The sequence below is a fragment of the Streptomyces sp. NPDC059668 genome, from assembly GCF_042734135.1.
Taxonomy (GTDB): Bacteria; Actinomycetota; Actinomycetes; order Streptomycetales; family Streptomycetaceae; genus Streptomyces.
Genome location: NZ_JBHWEL010000038.1, coordinates 59,941 through 78,898, shown reverse-complemented (window position 1 = coordinate 78,898; position 18,958 = coordinate 59,941). Strand labels below are relative to the sequence as shown.

Here is an 18,958-nt window from a genome sequence, read left to right as displayed (position 1 = left end):
TATACTACCCCCCCCCCCCCCCCCTCCCACCCCTCCTCCCGGCCAACCACCCCTAGCCCTCCCGCCGGCTCCCCGGGGCGGTGCACCCCCCCGTGGGCAGGGGTATCGGGGGGAAGACATGCGAGCCAGCTCGGTGGGTCGGCGTTGGGCCGGGTCGGTGTGCGTACTGCTGCTGGCCCCGGCCGCGCTGGCCGGCTGCGACCGCTGGTCGGACTCCGCGGACGCCGCACCCCCCGCGGTGACGGCCTCGGCCGCGCCCTCCGGCTACGGGGCGGTGTTCCTCGAGGTCGCCGAGTGCAGTTCCTTCGGGACGACCGGTTTCACCGAGGTGCCCTGCACCAGTGAACGGGCCGCCGCGCGCGTGGTCGCCCGCTACGACGGCAGGGTCGCCGGCGGCCCGCTGTGCCCGCCGACCACGGACTTCGTCCTGCACATCAGCGAGACCCGGCCCTCCTCGGACGAGAACGGCGACGGCGCGGTCCCGCAGGGCTACGCCTGCATGCGCAAGCTGGAGGCCCCGCACCCCGGCGACCCGGGCGGCGGCGGAGGCCCCCGCACCATCGTCGGCGACTGCGTCTACGGCGCGGGCAGCGGCCGGGTCCGCGAGACTGCCTGCGACGGCAAGGGCGGGAAGCCGCCGGAGTACCGGGTGACCTCGGCGGTCACCGACCGCTCCGCGTGCCCGTCCGGCACGGCCCTCTACGTCCGGCTGGGCGGCGGCAGACCGGTGGGCTGCGCCCGCCCGGTGTGACCGGCGGGCGGGCGCAGCCGCGCCGTTACGGGCGCAGCGCGGGCTCGCGCTCGACGTCGCGCCGGTCGAGCTTCGCGTCGAACCGGGCCAGCGGCCTGGCCGCCGACGGGTCGGCCTGCACGGCGGCGGACGCGACTCCGGCCCATCGCAGGATGCGGGCCGTCGCGAGCGCCTTCTCGTCGGGGACGAGACCGGCGACGTTGGCACCGTGGTTGAGGCCGGGGGCCGTGAAGACGTACGCGTCACGGGCACCCTTGCCGAGGCGGAAGCGCTCGGCTCCCCACGGGTCGTTCTGGCCGTAGACGTACAGCATGTGGTGGGCGTGGTGGGCGACCCATGTGTCCACGTCCCGCATCGCCGAGCGCTGGAACGTCATCGGGATGGAGCGCGGCACGAAGTTCCGCGGCGGCTGGTAGCCGTAGCGGATCAGCTTCTTCTCGATGTACGGGAAGTGGATCGTGGGCGCGCCCAACTGGGTGCCCGCCTGGTAGTAGTACGGCGTGTACGTCTCCAGGCCCTGGTCGGTGTAGGCCGAGAAGCCGGAGATGGTGTCGACGGAGTCCCAGATCGCGTCGTCCGTGGCGTGCGGCGCGTCGGCCGGGATCGTCGCGCAGTCCGCCAGCAGGCTGTACTGCCAGAAACCCCACACGTAGTCGAGGACGACGGCCTCGTAGGCCTTGTCCAGGCTGCCGACCGTGGTGAAGGTGTAGCCGTTGTCGGCGGCGTACTGGGCGTACTTCTCCTCCAGCGGCTTCCGGCGCACCAGCGCCTCGCGCTGCACCGCGTTCAGCTTGTCGCGGCACTCCTTGGTACCGACGCTCCTGAAGAAGCGGTCGTACGCCGAGTCCTCGTCGTTCACCACGTCGTTGGGGGCGACGTAGGCGACCACACCGTCCATGTCACGCGGGTAGAAGCGCTCGTAGTACGTCGCGGTCATGCCGCCCTTGGAGCCGCCCGTGGAGATCCACCTCTGGGGGTAGACGCGCTTGAGGGCCTCGAAGATGCGGTGCTGGTCACTGGCCGCCTGCCAGATGTCGAGCTTGGACCAGTCGGCCGGCGCGGGGCGGGACGGGGTGAAGAAGCGGTACTCCATCGAGACCTGGTTGCCGTCCACGATCTGGGTCGGCTCGCGGCGGCTCGGGGTCGTGGAGACGTTGTAGCCGCCGGTGTAGAAGACCGTCGGGCGTGCGGTGTCCTTGTGCAGCACCGTGATGCGCTGCTGGAACGTTCCCTTGGACGGGTGCCGGTGGTCGATCGGCTGGGTGTAGCCGAGGACGAAGAAGCGGTAGCCGGTGTACGGCTTCTCCTCGATCAGGCTCATGCCCGGTATCGCGAGGAGACGGTCCTTGATGTCCTGCGTGGTCGTGCCGGTCGTGCCGGTGGCCTCCGGCTGGGCGGCGGTGGCCGCCCCGGCCGTGCTCAGTGTGCCTATGAGCACCGTGAGCGCCAGCAGCCATCTGAGCGCCTTGCGCATGCACCCTCCCCTGGAGTTACACAGATGTCCGCCGGAACCTAGCGGAGCAACTGCCCTGACACCAGAGGTACTTGAGTGATCCCTGTGACTTCGCTGTGATTCAGCCGGGAATCGCCGGGACTCCGGCCGGGTCCGGCCGGCTCAGCACAGGATCCAGCCCGAGCTCACGGAGCCCGAGCCGACCGAGCCCCTGATACGGACGCAGCGGTGGCCCGCGTGGACGGTGACCGGGCCCGCGTGGTGCACGAAGCGGCCCGCGTCGACCACCGGCCGGTTGCCGCGCGCCTGCACGCTGACCGACATCGGCCGTTTCTGCGACTGCTGCTTCTTGGGGACCGTCACGGCGCAGACGTAACCGCCGCTCCGGTAGAGCTGCACGGAGCCGGTCGCGAAGGGGACCGTGCGCACCTTGCGGCCCGAGCAGTACGAGGCGGCCTGCGCGCTCCCCGGGCACACCAACGCGAGCAGCCCGGAGGCGGTCAGTACAGCCAGACCGAGCGCCGCGCGCCGGCGGATCGCACCACTGTCCACAATCGCCCCTCCCCGACCATTGAGCGTACTGGTGTACGGACGCAGAACATATGTCTGATGGTTGCGTGCGCCCGGCCGCCCGCTCCGGCCCTGTGGCCCGGACGGGTTCTTTTTCCGCCTCCGGGGCAACCGCCTCGCTTCACCCGGTGTCCAACTGGTCAGAAAAGCGAAAGGTGGTACCCGATGTCCCACACGTCCCGTTCCCGCTCGCTCCGCTTCCGCGCGTCCCGTTCCCGCGCCGCCGTCGGCGCGTTCGCCGGCGCCGCGGTCCTCGCCGCGGCCGGTGCCGCCGTGCCCGCGTTCGCCGGTTCCCCCGCTCCCCCGCCCGCCCGCGCCGGGGCGAACGGCCCGGCGTACGACCGCGTGGCCGACTTCTACGGCGCCTACGTCGACGCCGTGACCGACCAGGGATCAGGCCGCCTCGGCTCCCAGCTGCGCTCGTTCTACCTGACCTCGGACCTGCGCACCCGGCTGGCCCGGTGGGAGGGCCGTGAGCACGCCGACGGCGTCCTGCGCGCCCAGGACGTGCCGCGCGCCTGGAAGGTGACGGCGGGCGACAGCGGCGCGGGGCACACCTGGTCGACCGTCCGGCTGACCTGGGGTTCCGTCCAGCACCCGACGTACACCTATCTGACCGTCCAGTCGGATCTGTCGACGAAGAAGATCTCGGACATCAAGCGGAAGGGCTGAGCGGGCGGCGTCAGGCGGTGGAGCCGACCGGCTCCTCCGGCTCCGGCGCCCCCACGAAGGTCCGCCACAGCTCGGCGTACCGGCCGTCGAGCAGGAGCAGTTCGTCGTGCGTGCCGTCCTCCGCGACCCTGCCGTGGTCCATGACCACGACCCGGTCCGCGCGGGCGGCCGTGGTCAGCCGGTGGGCGACGACCAGGGTCGTACGGCGGCCCGCGAGCCGGTCGGTGGCCTGGTTGACCAGGCTCTCCGTGGCGAGGTCGAGCGCGGCGGTGGCCTCGTCCAGGAGCAGGACGTCCGGGTCGACGAGTTCGGCGGGGGGGGGGGGGGGGGCCGTGGGCGGGGGGGCGGGGGGGGGGGGGGGGGCCGGCGCGGGCCCCGGGGTGGGGGCCGCGGCCCCCGGCGGGGGTGGTCGTGGGGGGGGGGGGCTCGGACCTGCCGCTGTCGGGCGGGGTCGCGTGGTGGGGGGGGGCCCCGCGCGTTCCGGGGGGGCGGCCCCGCGGAGAGGTTGCGGCCGCGCTCGGCGACCTCGTGGAGGTAGCCGCCGTCCAGCGTGGCGATCATGTCGTGCGCGCCGACCGCGCGGGCGGCGGCCTCCACCTGGGCGTCGGTCGCACCGGGCCGGCCGTAGGCGATGGCGTCACGGACCGTCCCCTGGAAGAGGTACGCCTCCTGCGGGACCACTCCGAGCCGGTGGCGGTACGAGGTGATGTCGAGGGCGCGCAGATCGGTGCCGTCGACGGTGACCCGGCCGGCCGTCGGATCGTAGAAGCGGGCGACCAGCTTCACCAGCGTCGACTTGCCCGCGCCGGTCTCACCGACGAAGGCGACGGTCTGCCCGGCCGGGATGGTCAGGGAGACACCGCTGAGGGCCTCCTCGTCGTCGCCGTACGCGAAGCCGACGTCCTCGAAGGCGATGTCGCCGCGCAGTGAGAGCACCTCCAGCGGCTCGGCGGCGGCCTGTGTCGACGTCGGTTCCTGGAGCAGCTCCTGGATGCGGCCCAGCGACACCGACGCCTGCTGGTAGCCGTCGAAGACCTGGGAGAGCTGCTGCACGGGGGCGAAGAACAGATCGATGTAGAGGAGGTAGGCGACCAGCGCGCCGGTCGTCAGTGTCCCGGCGTCGACCCGGTGCGCGCCCACCATCAGCACCGCGGCCGCCGCGACCGACGACAGCAGCTGCACGAAGGGGAAGTAGACGGAGATCAGCCACTGTCCGCGGATGCGCGCCGCGCGGTAGCCGGCGCTGCCCTCCGCGAACCGCCGGCTGCCCGAGCGCTCGCGGCGGAAGGCCTGGAGGATCAGCAGCCCCGAGACCGACTCCTGGAGGTCGGCGTTGACCGCCGAGACGCGCTCGCGGGCGAGTTCGTACGCCTTCACGCTCGCCCGGCGGAAGAAGAACGTGCCGACGACCAGCGGCGGCAGCGTCACGAACACGACCAGCGCGAGCTGGACGTCGATCACCAGCAGCGCGCCCATGATGCCGAAGAAGGTGACGACCGAGACGAACGCGGTGACCAGGCCGGTCTGAAGGAAGGTGGACAGGGCGTCGACGTCGGTCGTCATCCGGGTCATGATCCGCCCGGTCAGCTCCCGCTCGTAGTAGTCGAGTCCCAGGCGCTGGAGCTGCGCGAAGATCTTCAGGCGGAGCGAGTACAGGACGCGCTCGCCGGTCCGTCCGGTCATCCGCGTCTCACCGATCTGTGCCGCCCACTGGACGAGCACGGTGACCAGCGCGAGGGCCGCCGCGGCCCAGACCGCGCCGTACACCATCCTGGAGACGCCCTGGTCGATGCCGTGCCGGATCAGCACGGGCAGCAGCAGGCTCATGCCGGCGTCGACGGCGACCAGGCCGAGACTCACCAGGAGCGGGAGTCCGAAGCCGCGCAGCAGCCGGCGCAGTCCGTACGACTCCTCGGGCGTGACCGCGCGTGCCTCGTCGATGGCCGGGGTGTCGGTGGCCGGGGGCAGCGCCTCGACCTGGGCGAGGAGCTCGGGCGTGGCCGGCATGCCGGCCAGGGCGTTGTCCCTGGGTTCGCGGTCGCCGGTCCACAGGTGCGGGGTGACACCGCGCTCGGCGTCGAACTCGGCGTCCAGCTCCTCCCGTACCGAGGTGTCCTCCGCCGCGGCCACGGGCTGGGCGTGTCCCGGGGAGACCCCGCCCAGCTCGTCCGGGTCGGTGAGCAGCCGCCGGTACAGCGGGGAGCGGTCCTGGAGCTCCTCGTGGGTGCCGATGTCGGAGAGCCGGCCGCCGTCGAGCACGGCGATGCGGTCGGCGAGGTTGAGGGTGGAGCGGCGGTGCGCGATCAGCAGGGTCGTGCGGCCCTCCATGACCTGCTTCAGCGCCTCGTGGATCTCGTGCTCGACGCGGGCGTCCACGGCGGAGGTGGCGTCGTCGAGGACGAGCAGGCGCGGGTCGGTGAGGATGGCGCGGGCGAGGGCGACCCGCTGGCGCTGGCCGCCGGAGAGGGTCAGGCCGTGCTCGCCGACCTTGGTGTCGTAGCCGGCGGGCAGCTCGGTGATGAAGCGGTCCGCCTGGGCGGCCCGGGCGGCCTGCTCGATCTCCTCCTGCGTGGCGTCGGGGCGGCCGTAGGCGATGTTGGCGCGCACGGTGTCGGAGAAGAGGAAGGAGTCCTCGGGCACCAGGCCGATCGCGGCGCGCAGCGACTCCTGCGTGAGCTCGCGGACGTCGTGGCCGCCGACGAGGACGGCGCCGTGCGTGACGTCGTAGAAGCGGGGCATCAGCAGCGACACCGTCGACTTGCCGGACCCCGAGGAGCCGACGACGGCGAGGGTCTCGCCGGGCCGGATCTCGAAGCTCAGCCCGTTCAGCACCGGCCGGCCGTCTTCGTAGGCGAAGGACACGTCGTCGAACTCGACGGTCGCGGGCGCGTCGTCCGGGAGGGTCTTGGTGCCGTCCTGGATGACGGGTTCGGTGTCGATCAGTTCGAGCACGCGCTCGGCGCCGGCCCGGGCCTGCTGTCCGACGGTGAGGACCACCGCGAGCATCCGCACGGGCCCGACGAGCTGCGAGAGGTACGAGGAGAACGCCACGAACGTACCGAGGGTGATCTGTCCCCGTACGGCGAGCCAGCCGCCCAGCGCGAGCATCGCGACCTGGCCGAGGGCGGGCACGGCCTGGAGGGCGGGGGTGTACCTGGCGTTGAACCGGATGGTCCGCATCCGTCCGGCGAAGAGCCGTCGGCCGACCTCCCGGAGCTTCCCGGTCTCTTGGTCCTCCTGGCCGAAGCCCTTGACCACGCGGACGCCGCTGACGGCGCCGTCGACGACGCCCGCCACGGCGGCGGCCTGGGCCTGCGCGTACCAGGTGGCGGGGTGCAGCCTGGAGCGGCTGCGCTTGGCGACGAACCACAGGGCGGGGGCGACGGCCAGCGCGACCAGGGTGAGCGGCAGGGAGAGCCAGGCCATGATCCCGAGCGAGATCAGGAAGAGGAGCACGTTCCCGATGGTCATCGGGAGCATGAAGAGCAGGCCCTGGATCAGCTGGAGGTCACTGGTGGCGCGGCCGACGACCTGTCCGGTGGACAGCTCGTCCTGCCGGCGTCCGTCGAGCCGGGTGATCGTGTCGTACATCTCGGTCCGCAGGTCGTGCTGGACGTCGAGGGCGAGGCGGCCGCCGTAATAGCGGCGGATGTAGGTGAGGACGTACACGACGACGGCGGCGGCTATCAGCGCGCCCGCCCAGGGGGCCATGGAGCGGGTGTGGTTCCCGACGACGTCGTCGATGATCACCTTCGTGATCAGCGGGACCACCGCGAGCACGGCCATGCCGCCGAGCGCGGACCCGAGCGCGAGCAGCACGTCCTTCGGGTACCGCCACGCGTACCCGGCGAGTCGCCCTGCCCATCCCCGCTGACCTGCCACGCCGGTGCCTTCCGTAGATCTCACTCCGCCGGAAGAGACCAACGCCGGGCGGAGCGGATTTCATCCCTCCGCAACAATCATCCCCGCACCGTCCGTGGAAGGCGCACGCGCAGGCAGTACGGACGGGTGGTCCCGCGCCGCGTTCCGCCTGCCGTCACCGGAGGGAAGCGGGCCGTGGTGGCCGGACCGGCTGCGACCGGTGAGGCGGGCCTCCGGACGCCGCCGAGCCGCGGACCGGACAGGGCCGCTCGGCCCGGGCGGGCGGCGAAGGAGCGGGCGGCGAAGGACGGTCCACGAGATCATCCGGCGGCGTCCCGCCGGCGGCTCCGCCCGCATCGTCGGCCGGACTGCCGAGGGACATCGGGCGGTACCGGAACGGATCGGGGCCGGGGTGGGGCCGTGGAACTCCTGCCCGTGATCGTGAACCCCATCGCGAGGAGCGTCCTCGACAGGGGACGCGGCGTCGCCCGGGGGGTGCGGGAACGGATCGGGGCCGGGGTGGGGCCGTGGAACTCCTGCCCGTGATCGTGAACCCCCGCGCGAGGAGCGTCCTCGACAGGGGACGCGGCGTCGCCCAGAGGGTGCGACCCGTGCGTCGGCCGGCTCGGTCGGCGACGGCGGGCGAACGGGCGGACCGGACCGGCGACGGTCGGCGAGGTGGCCGCCGCCGGCCCGGTGGTGAGCGGGGTTCCCGGGCGCACGCGGTCCCGACAGGGCGTCGCACGGGTGGCCCGGGAGCGGTCCGCCCTGGACCAGGGGGAGCCCGGCCGCGCCGTCAGCTCGCGGGCGCGGGCACGGACGCCTCCTGCGGGGTGCCGGTGGGCACGTACCGCAGGACGCTCGCGCTGCTCCTGGCGGTGGTCGGCACGAGGTCCTTGTGGATCGCCTTCGCCACCCCCTGGATCGTGCTGACGCCGTAGCTCATGGTGCTGTTCCCGTGGGTGAGCACGGTGATCATGTAGTCGTGACCGGCGCCGTTGAAGGTGCCGATGCTGTGCACCCGCCAGCCGTGCGTGGACCGCGACAGCCAGCCGTTCTTGACGTGCACGGCGACCGAGGAGGGCGCTCCGGCCGGGGTGCCCCAGCGCTGCGAGGAGATGACCTTGCCCATCAGCTTCAGCTCGTACGCGCGGGAGTTGTCGCTCAGCACGGAGTTCTTCGCGGTGAGCAGCGCGAGCAGCTTCTGTTCGTCGCGCACGGTGATCTGGGTGAGACCCCAGTAGCCGTTCGTGCCCGGCTTGGTCTCGGTCATCCCGGCGGCGGCGAGGAAACCTTTCACCTTGGTCATGCCGAGCTGGTTCCACAGCGAGGTGGTCGCGGCGTTGTCCGACTTGGTGATCATGGCCGTGGTGAGCGTCTGCTCACGAGTGGTCAGATACCGGTTGTGCTTCTTCGCGTCCCACAGCAGCGTCGCCAGCACGGTGGCCTTGACCACGCTGGCGGAGTCGTAGGCGGAGGTGGCGCGCAGCGTGCACGTCGTCTTCGTCGTCCGGTCGTAGAGTCCGACGGCGACGGTGCCGGCACGGTTGCGCAGGGCCGCGGTGATGTCCGTCTGCAGCTTGGCGGCCAGGCCCGCCTTGGCGGACGTGCAGCTGACCTGCGGCGCCGCGGCGGCGGAGGCCGGTGCCGCGGCCGCCGCGAACGGCACGATCACGCCGGCACCGAGGCTCGCTGCGAGCATCCGGGCGCGCCGGGATATCCGGTGAGTCATGGAGGTTCCCCATCCCCTTCGACCAGTACGAGCGCGCCTGCGGCGCACCCGACTCTCATGACTCGCAGGGGTGACCGAGGGTTGTACATGCGTTCGTAGGACTCCACGACCCCCACCCATGCCGGGGCCGCTCGGCACGCCATGTCCCGTGCCCTGAAGGCGACTTACCGGAAGGCGGCTTCCCGGATTCCGACACGGAACCGACACCGCCCGTTCATTGCCCCCACCGCATGTCCATGCCACGCTCCGGTTGCCTGCTCAATCAACACGCGTAGAACGGACTCCCCACGATGCCCGCGACAACGCACATACGCCGCTGGAAGACGCTGGCGCTGACCACATCCGCCGTACTGGTGGGCCTCACCCTGCCGACGGTCACCGCGACCCCCGCGAACGCCACGACGACCGCGTACGACAGCACGTACTACAAGAACGCGGTCGGCAAGACCGGCGCGAGCCTGAAGTCCTCGCTGCACACCATCATCAGCAGCCAGAGCAAGATCTCGTACTCCGCCGTCTGGAACGCGCTGAAGGTCACCGACCAGGACCCGAACAACAGCAACAACGTGATCCTGCTGTACAGCGGGGTCTCGCGCGCCAAGTCCCTCAACGGCGGCGACCTCGGCGACTGGAACCGCGAGCACACCTGGGCCAAGTCGCACGGCGACTTCGGCGAGGTGACCGGCCCCGGCACCGACCTGCACCATCTGCGCCCGGCGGACGTCCAGGTCAACAGCATCCGCGGCAACCTGGACTTCGACAACGGCGGCAGCACGGTCACGGGCGGCGGCGGCAGCCGCGTCGACTCCGACTCCTTCGAGCCGCGCGACGCGGACAAGGGCGACGTGGCCCGGATGATCCTCTACATGGCGGTGCGTTACGACGGCGGCGACGGCTTCGCCGACCTGGAGCCCGACGAGAAGGTCAACAACGGCAGCGCCCCGTACATCGGCAAGCTGTCCGTGCTCAAGCAGTGGAACGAGCAGGACCCGCCGAGCGCCTTCGAGGAGAAGCGCAACCAGGTCATCTACGACAGCTACCAGCACAACCGCAACCCGTTCATCGACCACCCGGAGTGGGTCGAGGCGATCTGGTAGCGGCTCGGACCGGCCACCGCCCGGTTGCGGTGGCCGGTCCGTCCGGCAGCCGTGCCCTGCGGCAGCCGGTCAGCCGTCGAGGTGCGTGGGCGCGAACATCCGCAGGACCGCCGGGAGCAGCACCACCGACGGTCCGGGGGTGGCCAGCGCCTTCGACAGGTCCGCTTCGAGGGTCCCGGGCGTCGTACGGATCGCCGGGACCCCGAAGGACTCGGCGAGGGCCACGTAGTCCGGGCGCGCCAGCTCCGTCGCCGTCGCCTCGCCGAAGGCGTCGGTCATGTACTCGCGCAGGATGCCGTAGCCACCGTCGTCGACGATCAGCCAGGTGACGTCGAGCCCGTACTGCTTCGCCGTGGCCAGCTCGGCGATCGAGTACAGCGCTCCGCCGTCGCCGGAGACCGCGAGGACCGGACGGGTGGGGTCGGCCGCCGCCGCTCCGAGGGCCGCCGGGAAGCCGTAGCCGAGGCCGCCGGCACCCTGGGCGGAGTGCATGGTGTTGGGCCGGCGGGGGTCGAAGGCGGACCACGCCCAGTACGCCAGGATGGTCATGTCCCAGAAGGACGGGGAGCCGTCCGGCAGGGCGCGGCGCACGGACGCCAGCACGTCCTGCTCCAGGGTGAGCTCCTGGGCCGCGATACGGTCCGCGACCCGGGCGAGCACCGAGGTCACGCGGTCCGCCGCCGTCGGGTCGGGGCGCTCCTCCACCGTCTCCAGGAGCGCGGAGAGCGCGAGGCGGGCGTCCGCGTGGATGCCGAGCGCCGGATGGTTGGACTCCAGCTTGCCGAGGTCGGCCTCGATCTGGATCACCCGGCCGCGGGGCTTGAACGTGTGGTAGTTCGAGGAGAGTTCACCGAGGCCGGAGCCGACCACCAGCAGGACGTCCGCGTCCTCCAGGAGGTCGGTGGTGTGCCGGTCCTCCAGCCAGGACTGGAGGGACAGCGGGTGTTCCCAGGGGAAGGCGCCCTTGCCGCCGAAGGTGGTGACGACCGGCGCGTTCAGCCTCTCGGCGAGCAGGCGCAGCTTGCCGGAGGCGTCCGCCCGTACGACACCACCGCCCGCGATGATCGCGGGGCGGGCCGCCGAGGACAGCAAGTGGGCTGCCAGCGCGGTCAGTTCGGGGCGCGGGACGACGTCCTCGGGGGTCGCGTCCATCGGCGTCACCATCGGCAGGCTCGTCTCGGCGAGGAGGACGTCCTGCGGGATCTCCACCCAGACCGGTCCGTGCGGGGCCGTCAGCGCCGACTCCCAGGCCGCCGCGAGGGCGGAGGGGATCTGGGACTGCGCGCGAACGGTGTGCACGGACTTCACGACGCCCCTGAACGAGGCCTGCTGGTCCGGGAGTTCGTGCAGATAGCCATGGCGTCCGCCGCCCAGTCCGGCGGTCGGGATCTGGCTGCTGATCGCGAGGACGGGGGCCGAGGCGGCGGCCGCCTCCTGGAGCGCGGCGAGCGAGGTCAGCGCTCCCGGGCCGGTGGAGAGCAGCAGCGGCGCGGCCTCCCCCGTGATCCGGCCGTACGCGTCCGCCGCGAACCCCGCGTTGTTCTCGACGCGCAGTCCCACGTACTGGAGCGAGGAGCGGCGCAGCGCGTCGAACATGCCCAGCGCGTGCTGGCCGGGCAGGCCGAAGACGGTGGTCGCGCCGAGCCCGGAGAGGGTCTCCACGACCAGGTCCCCGCCGTTGCGGCCGGGGGGCGGGTTCAGCGCGGCCTCCGTCTGCGCCGCCGACGGACGGAGTACCAGGTCGTGGTCGTGGGTCACTTCGCTGCCTTCTCCTGGGCGATCTGGCGGGACATGATCGTGGTCAGTTCGTACGCCGTGTGGGACGCGGCGACGGCGGTGATCTCGGCGTGGTCGTAGGCGGGCGCGACCTCGACCACGTCCGCGGAGACCAGGTTGCAGGAGGACAGGCCGCGCAGGATCTCCAGGAGCTCGCGGGAGGTCATGCCGCCCGCCTCCGGGGTGCCGGTGCCGGGCGCGTGCGCCGGGTCGAGGCAGTCGATGTCGATGGAGATGTAGAGCGGGCGGTCGCCGATGCGCTGGCGCAGCTGGTCGGCGACCTCGTCGGCGCCGCGGCGGTAGATGTCCGCCGAGGTGACGATGCCGAAGCCCATCTTCTCGTCGTCGGTGAGGTCCTGCTTGCCGTACAGCGGGCCGCGGGTGCCGACGTGGGAGAGGGCGGAGGTGTCGAGGATGCCCTCCTCGACGGCGCGGCGGAACGGGGTGCCGTGGGTGTACTCGGCGCCGAAGTACGTGTCCCAGGTGTCGAGGTGCGCGTCGAAGTGGAGCAGGGCGACCGGGCCGTGCTTCTTGGCGACGGAGCGGAGCAGGGGCAGCGCGATGGTGTGGTCGCCGCCGAGGGTCATCAGCCGGGCGCCGGTGCCGAGCAGCTCGTCGGCCGCCGCCTCGACCGTCTCCACGGCCTCGTTGATGTTGAACGGGTTCGCCGCGATGTCACCGGCGTCGGCGACCTGGGCGAGGGCGAAGGGGGAGGCGTCCTGCGCCGGGTTGTACGGGCGCAGCAGGCGGGAGGCCTCGCGGATCGCGTTGCCGCCGAAGCGGGCGCCGGGCCGGTAGGAGACCCCGGAGTCGAACGGCACGCCGACCACGGCGACGTCGGCGGTGCCGACCTCGTCGAGGCGGGGCAGCCGGGCGAAGGTCGCGGGGCCGGCGTACCGCGGGACGCGGGACGAGTCGACGGGGCCGCGCGGCTGGCTGCCGCCTGCTGCCGGGTTCTCGGTGCTGCTCATCGTCGGACTCCTCCAGGTGATACCGGTGATGCGTGGTACGGGTGATACGTCTTCCAGTGTCGCGGACCCCGGCCACCGGGATCCGCCCGGCCCGGCCGCCCCACGACGACCGGCCCGAAACTCTTCAGCCCCCTAGGCCGCCGGGCCGCCGGCCCCGGGAGGCGACGGCGCCCCCTTCAGGGTCCGGTGGGCCGGGAGGCCCCTTCACGACCCCGGGGAGGGCGGCGCCCCCTCAGGGGCCCGGGGATCTGCGCGCGGCCACGGACGACCCGCGGCCGGACACGTCCCCCGGCGTTCTCGGGCCCTCGGGGGCCGGGACCCCGGGGGCTCGGGAACCCGGGACCCCGAGAGCCCGCGCCCCGAGAACCCGGCGACCGGTCCCCACTCACGCCGACACCCTCTCCCCCTCCACCGAGGGAACCCCGCGCCCCGCCAGCCGCTCGCGCCAGGCGACCAGCACCGCCGGGTCGGTCGCGGGTGTGACCAGGGACACGATCACGTACACGACGAGCGAGGACAGCAGCCCGTAGTAGACCGGCTCGTTGGCGAGGATGCCGAACGCCGCCATCAGCCCGACGACCGCGAGCCCGCCGACCACGACGGAGGCCAGCGCCCCCTGCGCGGTCCCGCGCTTCCACAGCAGCCCGCCGAGGATCGGCACGAGCAGGCCGCCGACGAGCAGGTTGTACGCGACGGTCAGCGCCTCGACGACGTTGTTGAGCGCGATGGCGGTGCAGATCACCGCGACGCCCATGACGAGGATGAAGGCCCGGTTGCCCTTGACCTCGTCGTGGTCGCCGCCGTGCTCCTCGCCCGTGGGCCCTACGGCGCCCCGCAGCCGGGCCCAGATGTCGTTGTTGGCGACGGTGGCGCAGGCGATCAGCGCGCCGGAGGACGTCGACATGACGGCCGCGAGCGCCGCGGCGAGCACCAGCCCGCGCACGCCGACCGGGAGTTCGTCCTTGACGATGGTCGCGAAGGCGGCGTCGGCGCTGGGCAGCGTCGGGTAGAGGACCTTGGCCGCCGTGCCGATGACGGCGCCCGCGACGGCGTACACGAGACAGTAGGTGCCGGCGACCGTGCCGCCCCACCTCGCCGTGGTGTCGCTGCGGGCGGTGAACACGCGCTGCCAGATGTCCTGGCCGATGAGCATGCCGAACGTGTAGATGAGCACGTAGGTGAAGATCGTCTCGCCGCCGATGCCCAGCGGATCGAAGTACTCGGTGGGCAGCTTGGCCTTCATCTCGCTGAACCCGCCGGCCTTGACGACCGCGATGGGCAGGAGCAGGAGCAGCACACCGATGGTCTTGACGACGAACTGCACCATGTCGGTGAGGGTGATCGACCACATGCCGCCGAGCGTCGAGTACGCGACGACGATCGAGCCGCCGATGACGATCGCGAGCGTCCGGTTCATGTCGAAGAGGACGTCGAAGATCGTGGCGTACGCGATGGTCGAGGTGACCGCGAGCATCAGGGTGTACGCCCACATGACGACGCCGGAGATGACACCGGCCCGGCCGCCGTAGCGCAGGTCCAGCATCTCGGAGACGGTGTAGACCTTCAGCCGGGCGATGCGGGCGGAGAAGAAGACGGAGAGGGCGAGGAGGCCGAGTCCGATGGTGAACACCATCCAGGCCCCGGAGAGCCCGTACTGGTATCCGAGCCCGACGCCGCCGATGGTGGAGGCCCCTCCCAGCACGATCGCGGCCATCGTCCCGGAGTACATCACGGGTCCGAGCCGGCGTCCGGCGACGAGGAAGTCGCTCTTCGACTTGGCGCGGCGCATGCCCCACCAGCCCATGGCCAGCATGCCGGCCAGATAGACGACGATCACTGTGTAGTCGACGGCCATGCGGGGCCCTCCTTCGCGCACTCTCGGTGGCGTGTCGTGCAGATGCGGACGGGGACGCGGCCGGGGCGAGCGCGGTCCGGCCGGGAAGACCGGCGGCGGGTCCGCGCGCGGATGCCCGCCCGGTCGGTGCGGCAGCGGATCGCGGGGACATACGCCCGTACCCGCGGCTGCCGACGGCACGACCCTAGGTGGCCGGAAGGCGACTCTGAAGTGTACTTTTCATCCATTGCCGCTGAACCGGATGGAGGGAATGTCCACCATGCCGGACGCATCCGCCTCGTCAGTCCCACCGGCCTCGCCCGCACCGTCGGCCCCACCGCCCCCTCCGGGACCGCCGGTCCCGCCCACTCCGCCGGTCCCGCTGAGCGCGCTGCTGGCCCGGGAGGACCTGGCCCTGCGCCGCATCGCGGGGCCCGCCGACCCGGACACGGTGATCCACTGGGCGCACACCTCGGAGATGGCGGACCCCTACCCCTATCTGCTGGGCGGCGAGCTGCTGCTGACCGCGGGCGTGCACGTCCCGGAGGCGGCGGGCCCGGCCGGGGACACTCCCGGCCGGGAGCGGTCGCGGCTCGGGGAGTACTTCGACGGCTATGTCTCCCGCATCCTCGCGGCGGGCGGCGCGGCGCTGGGCTTCGGCGTGGCGCCGGTGCACGACACGGTCCCGCGTGAACTGGTCGAGGCCTGCGACGCCCAAGGCCTCCCGCTGATCGAGGTCCCGCCCGAGACGACCTTCTCGGGCGTGGCCCGCGCGGTCTGGCAGCTGATGGCCCAGGCCCGCCTGGCGGAGCTGCGCCGTGTCACGGAGGCCCAGCAGAGTCTGGCCGCGGCGGCGGCCCGCCCCGATCCGGTCCCCGCGGTGCTGCGCCGACTGGCCCAGCGGGTGTCCGGGCGGACGGTGCTGTACGGGCCGGAGGGGGCGCAGCTCGCGGGTGCCGGACGGCCCCCGGAGGCCTCCGTCGCGCGGGCCCTCGCGGGGCTGGCGGCGGTGGTGCGCCCCGGGGAGACCCAGGGGCCGGCCCCCTCCTCCGCCAGCGACACCGTCCAGGGCACCCACCTCGCCGCCTACGCCCTCGGCGGCGGGCAGGGCTTCGTCCTCGGCGTGGCGGCGCCGCGCCGCGACCCCGGGGACCACACCATCGCCTCCGTGGCGGCCGTCCTGCTCTCCCTGCTCACCGGGGAACAGCAGAGCGGGAGCGGCGCGGCACGGTCGGCGGCGCTCGTCCGGCTGCTGCTCGGCGCCGCGCCGGAGACGGTCGCACCCCTGCTGGGCGGGGAACGGTGGACCGTCGTGCACGCGCGGCCCACGGCGGACGGTCCCGCTCCGGACGCCGTCGCCGCCTCCGCGCTGGGCACGGCGCTGGGCTCCGCGCTCATCGACGCCGGGGGCGACGTGGTGCGCGTCCTCGTGCCCGGCGACCGTGAGCCGACCCCCCAGGAGGGCTGGACCTGCGGGGTCAGCGCGCCCGCGGGCCCGCACGAGTGGGCGCTCGCCGACACCCAGGCCGCCCGGGCGCTGGCCCGCGCGCGGGCCACCCGGACCGCGCTGGTGCGCCACGGGGAGCGTCCCGCGCTCACCGACCTCGTTCCCCCGGCCGACGCGGAGGCCCACGCCCGCGCCCTGCTCGCGCCCATCGCCGCGACCCCGGCCCTCACCGAGACGCTGCGCACCTGGCTCTCCCTGCACGGCAGTTGGGACCGCACGGCGGTGGCACTCGCCGTGCACCGCAACACCGTGCGGCAACGCGTGGCCCGCTGCGCGGCCTTGCTGGGGAGCGATCTCGACGACGCCGATGTGCGGATGGAGTTGTGGTTCGCGCTGCGGGACCGGTGAGCGACCACCAGGGCGACGGCCGATCGGGCGGTGACCGGGCGGCGGGCCGCCCGGCGTCCGCGCTCCCCCCGCGCCCCGAGTGACCCGCGTCCCAGGGCGCGGGACAACGGCTCCCCCGGCGGGACGTCCCGGCACAATGGGAGCATGCCAATATCCGGGATCCCCAGCCGCGCCGAACTTGTCGGCCATCTCGTGAAGACCCGCATCGCGGGCGATGTCGCCACCCCCCGCGAGAACAACCTCTCCCACTACCGCAAGCTGGCCAACGGCGAGCGCAACTGGTGGCTCGGCCTGGAGCTCGGCGACCGCTGGACCGACGAGCAGGACGTCCTCGCGGTGATGGCGGAGCGGGTCGGCGTCAACGACGACCCGGAGTACCGGTACGGGCAGGACACCATCGACCCCGAGCTGACCGTGGACGCACTGGACCGGCTCGCGGCCCGGCTGCGCAAGGCGGCCGAGGGGCGGCAGCGGGTGCTGTTCGCGACCGGCCACCCCGGCGGGCTGCTCGACGTGCACCGGGCCACGGCCGCCGCCCTGCGCGGTGCGGGCTGCGAGATCGTGGTGATCCCGGAGGGGCTCCAGACCGACGAGGGCTACGTCATGCAGTTCGCGGACGTGGCCGTGCTGGAGCACGGCGCGACGCTGTGGCACACGCACTCCGGTGAGCCGATGCGCGCGATCCTCACGGGTCTGGAGCGCGAGGGCCGTCCGCTGCCCGACCTGGTGGTGGCCGACCACGGGTGGGCCGGCCGCGCGGGCCAGCAGGGCGTGGACTCCGTCGGTTACGCCGACTGCAACGACCCGGCCCTGTTCCTCGCCGAGGCGGAGGGCACCGTCCAGGTCGTGGTCCCGCTGGACGACCATGTCGTCAGCCCGCGCCACTACGACCCGATGACGGCGTACCTGCTCGACGCGGCGGGCCTCGTCTGACATTCCGCCGCGGGAACACCCGCGACCCCCGCACGAGGCGGCTACGCAATGTAGTCGCCTTTGTCCGATGCGTGGACGGGTCGCCGCGGACCCTCGGAACCTCCTGTCGGGCCGACCTCTTTGCCGCGCCGCGGTGTTGGCGGCGCGGCCGGCCCCGACCGCGCGCCCGGACGCGCCGTTCCCCGGTCGGTTCCTCCCGCCGAGAGGCCGGTTCTCCAGGGATCGGACGTCACCGGAAAAGGGCGGGCGAGCAAAACATCGCTCAGCATGAATACCCCTTCCGTGGACGCTTTCCGCAAGAACATCGGGCGCCTCATTCAAAGCGTCCGACACCGTCGGAAAGAAAGGGAAAGCGGGCGGGAAAAGCGTTGCGCGGCCGCGTGGCCGACCACGCACGGAAAGATAAGTGGCGACATTAACGCAGTTTACTGAACACTTGTTCATTCGCGTGTCGAACTACCGGTCGAGCGGACACGCCGGGAAGAGGCCCCGAGTCGGCCGGTCGACACCGATCCCGATGTGATCGTTATTCACTCGTGCCGTTCCGACAGCAGGCATGAACGAAACGAACCGCGCGACGAAAAGCACCTAACCCTCCAAAAGGGATCTATGGCGCGGCACGGCGGAGCGGCTCGCCCCCGCGACGGGCCGCGGCCGGCTGCGGCCTCCGAATCCCTCCCCAGAGGGGAGGCCGCCCGACGTTTCCCTGCCCCGGTGACCTTTCCGCAGCTCATGGTGTTTACTGGAAGTCGGTCTGAGCCTTGGTGGGTCCAGACCCTTTCCTGGAGGCCTCGGGGGTGGTTCCCCGGGGCCTCCTTGTTTTCCGGCGCGTTCACATGCGCGCCCCGCACCGCTCATCCGCGGGAAATTCATCCCCGTTTCCGTGTACAGCCTTTTGGAATTTCGGCGCACACGCCCGACGGCTCCCGTCCGCGCAGACGGAGCGTAACCTCAAGCACACCCAGCGCAATCACCGCAAAACAAAACCCTCCCCCGAGGGTTTGTTTTCCTTCTCTCCCCGACCGGCCGTCTCCCGGAATTCCCGCCACGCACATACGCGACTGGAGATTTCCTCGCGGGTGGAGGTAACTTGTCGATGTAACGCCTTCGCCTCGCGCCCGGACCTAAACCAGCCGGGCGGCCATGCGACGGAGAGGGCTCTGGACCCACCAGCCCGGGTGCGTCCGCCGAGTCGGCGGGCCCACCCGGTCCCCTGCTTTTCCCGAGCGGGAAGGACCTCAGAACCGATGCAGACCGCCCTCGCCGACGGCGTCGCCGCGCCGAAGAACCTCGGCGCCCCGGGCCCCGGCACCCCTCGACTGACACAGCGTCACCGTCACGGCCGGTTACGGCCGTGGGGCGCCGGGCCGCCCCGCGCTGGCGCGGGGGGGGGGGGGGCGCGGGGCACCACAGGACCAACACGGCACGGCCGAGGCCGCGACAGGAGGCGGGT

The 18,958-nt window shown here is 72.5% G+C and carries 11 protein-coding genes and 2 pseudogenes; 5 read left to right on the top strand and 8 right to left on the bottom strand.

The genetic code is table 11. From position 1 onward, the window contains the following. Nucleotides 1-118: 118 nt before the first annotated feature. Nucleotides 119-751: a hypothetical protein gene (locus ACFV2J_RS25310; RefSeq protein ID WP_385440718.1), complete on the top strand. Its 633-nt coding sequence runs from the start codon at nt 119-121 to the stop codon at nt 749-751. A gap of 25 nt (nt 752-776) precedes the next feature. Here ACFV2J_RS25310 and ACFV2J_RS25305 read toward each other — a convergent pair whose 3' ends face one another. After that, entirely contained in the window at nt 777-2,225 is a 1,449-nt protein-coding gene (locus ACFV2J_RS25305) for a S28 family serine protease (protein WP_385440715.1), read from the bottom strand. Between the two features lie 141 nt (nt 2,226-2,366). Beyond that, nucleotides 2,367-2,756 carry a hypothetical protein gene (locus ACFV2J_RS25300; protein ID WP_385092444.1) on the bottom strand — a complete coding sequence of 130 codons (390 nt, stop codon included), beginning with the start codon at nt 2,754-2,756 and terminating at the stop codon, nt 2,367-2,369. A gap of 183 nt (nt 2,757-2,939) precedes the next feature. Between ACFV2J_RS25300 and ACFV2J_RS25295 the strand changes: the two genes are divergently transcribed. Next, nucleotides 2,940-3,446: a hypothetical protein gene (locus ACFV2J_RS25295; protein ID WP_385092441.1), complete on the top strand. Its 507-nt coding sequence runs from the start codon at nt 2,940-2,942 to the stop codon at nt 3,444-3,446. A gap of 10 nt (nt 3,447-3,456) precedes the next feature. Here the strand turns inward: ACFV2J_RS25295 and ACFV2J_RS25290 are convergent. The 3 genes and pseudogenes from ACFV2J_RS25290 to ACFV2J_RS25280 form a co-directional block, all read right to left on the bottom strand. Beyond that, nucleotides 3,457-3,765 (bottom strand): annotated as a pseudogene (locus tag ACFV2J_RS25290) (hypothetical protein); the annotation flags it as partial. Nucleotides 3,766-3,867: 102 nt separating this feature from the next. Next, a pseudogene (locus ACFV2J_RS25285) lies at nt 3,868-7,328 on the bottom strand (ABC transporter ATP-binding protein); the annotation flags it as partial. 775 nt (nt 7,329-8,103) lie between these two features. After that, complete coding sequence (locus tag ACFV2J_RS25280) at nt 8,104-9,039, bottom strand: serine hydrolase (RefSeq protein WP_385092439.1); 936 nt, start codon at nt 9,037-9,039, stop codon at nt 8,104-8,106. Between the two features lie 290 nt (nt 9,040-9,329). Here ACFV2J_RS25280 and ACFV2J_RS25275 point away from each other — a divergent pair, with 290 nt between their 5' ends. Next, the gene (locus ACFV2J_RS25275) at nt 9,330-10,136 is read left to right on the top strand and encodes an endonuclease I family protein (protein ID WP_385092436.1); all 807 of its coding nucleotides are present in this window, start codon (nt 9,330-9,332) and stop codon (nt 10,134-10,136) included. Nucleotides 10,137-10,205: 69 nt separating this feature from the next. Here the strand turns inward: ACFV2J_RS25275 and ACFV2J_RS25270 are convergent, their stop codons facing one another. From ACFV2J_RS25270 to ACFV2J_RS25260, 3 genes are all read right to left on the bottom strand, one after another. After that, nucleotides 10,206-11,894 (bottom strand): thiamine pyrophosphate-binding protein, encoded by a 1,689-nt coding sequence (locus ACFV2J_RS25270; RefSeq protein WP_385083897.1) that lies wholly within the window; start codon nt 11,892-11,894, stop codon nt 10,206-10,208. Next, complete coding sequence (gene speB, locus ACFV2J_RS25265) at nt 11,891-12,883, bottom strand: agmatinase (protein WP_356797464.1); 993 nt, start codon at nt 12,881-12,883, stop codon at nt 11,891-11,893. Before speB ends, ACFV2J_RS25270 begins: the two co-directional genes overlap by 4 nt. Nucleotides 12,884-13,268: 385 nt before the next feature. Next, on the bottom strand, nt 13,269-14,738 hold the full coding sequence (locus ACFV2J_RS25260) for a sodium:solute symporter (RefSeq protein ID WP_385083898.1): 1,470 nt from the start codon (nt 14,736-14,738) through the stop codon (nt 13,269-13,271). Nucleotides 14,739-14,997: 259 nt separating this feature from the next. Here ACFV2J_RS25260 and ACFV2J_RS25255 point away from each other — a divergent pair, with 259 nt between their 5' ends. Then, the gene (locus tag ACFV2J_RS25255; RefSeq protein WP_385440709.1) at nt 14,998-16,572 is read left to right on the top strand and encodes a helix-turn-helix domain-containing protein; all 1,575 of its coding nucleotides are present in this window, start codon (nt 14,998-15,000) and stop codon (nt 16,570-16,572) included. Nucleotides 16,573-16,716: 144 nt separating this feature from the next. Further along, nucleotides 16,717-17,505: a phosphatase gene (locus tag ACFV2J_RS25250; protein WP_385083900.1), complete on the top strand. Its 789-nt coding sequence runs from the start codon at nt 16,717-16,719 to the stop codon at nt 17,503-17,505. The last annotated feature ends 1,453 nt before the right edge of the window (nt 17,506-18,958 follow it).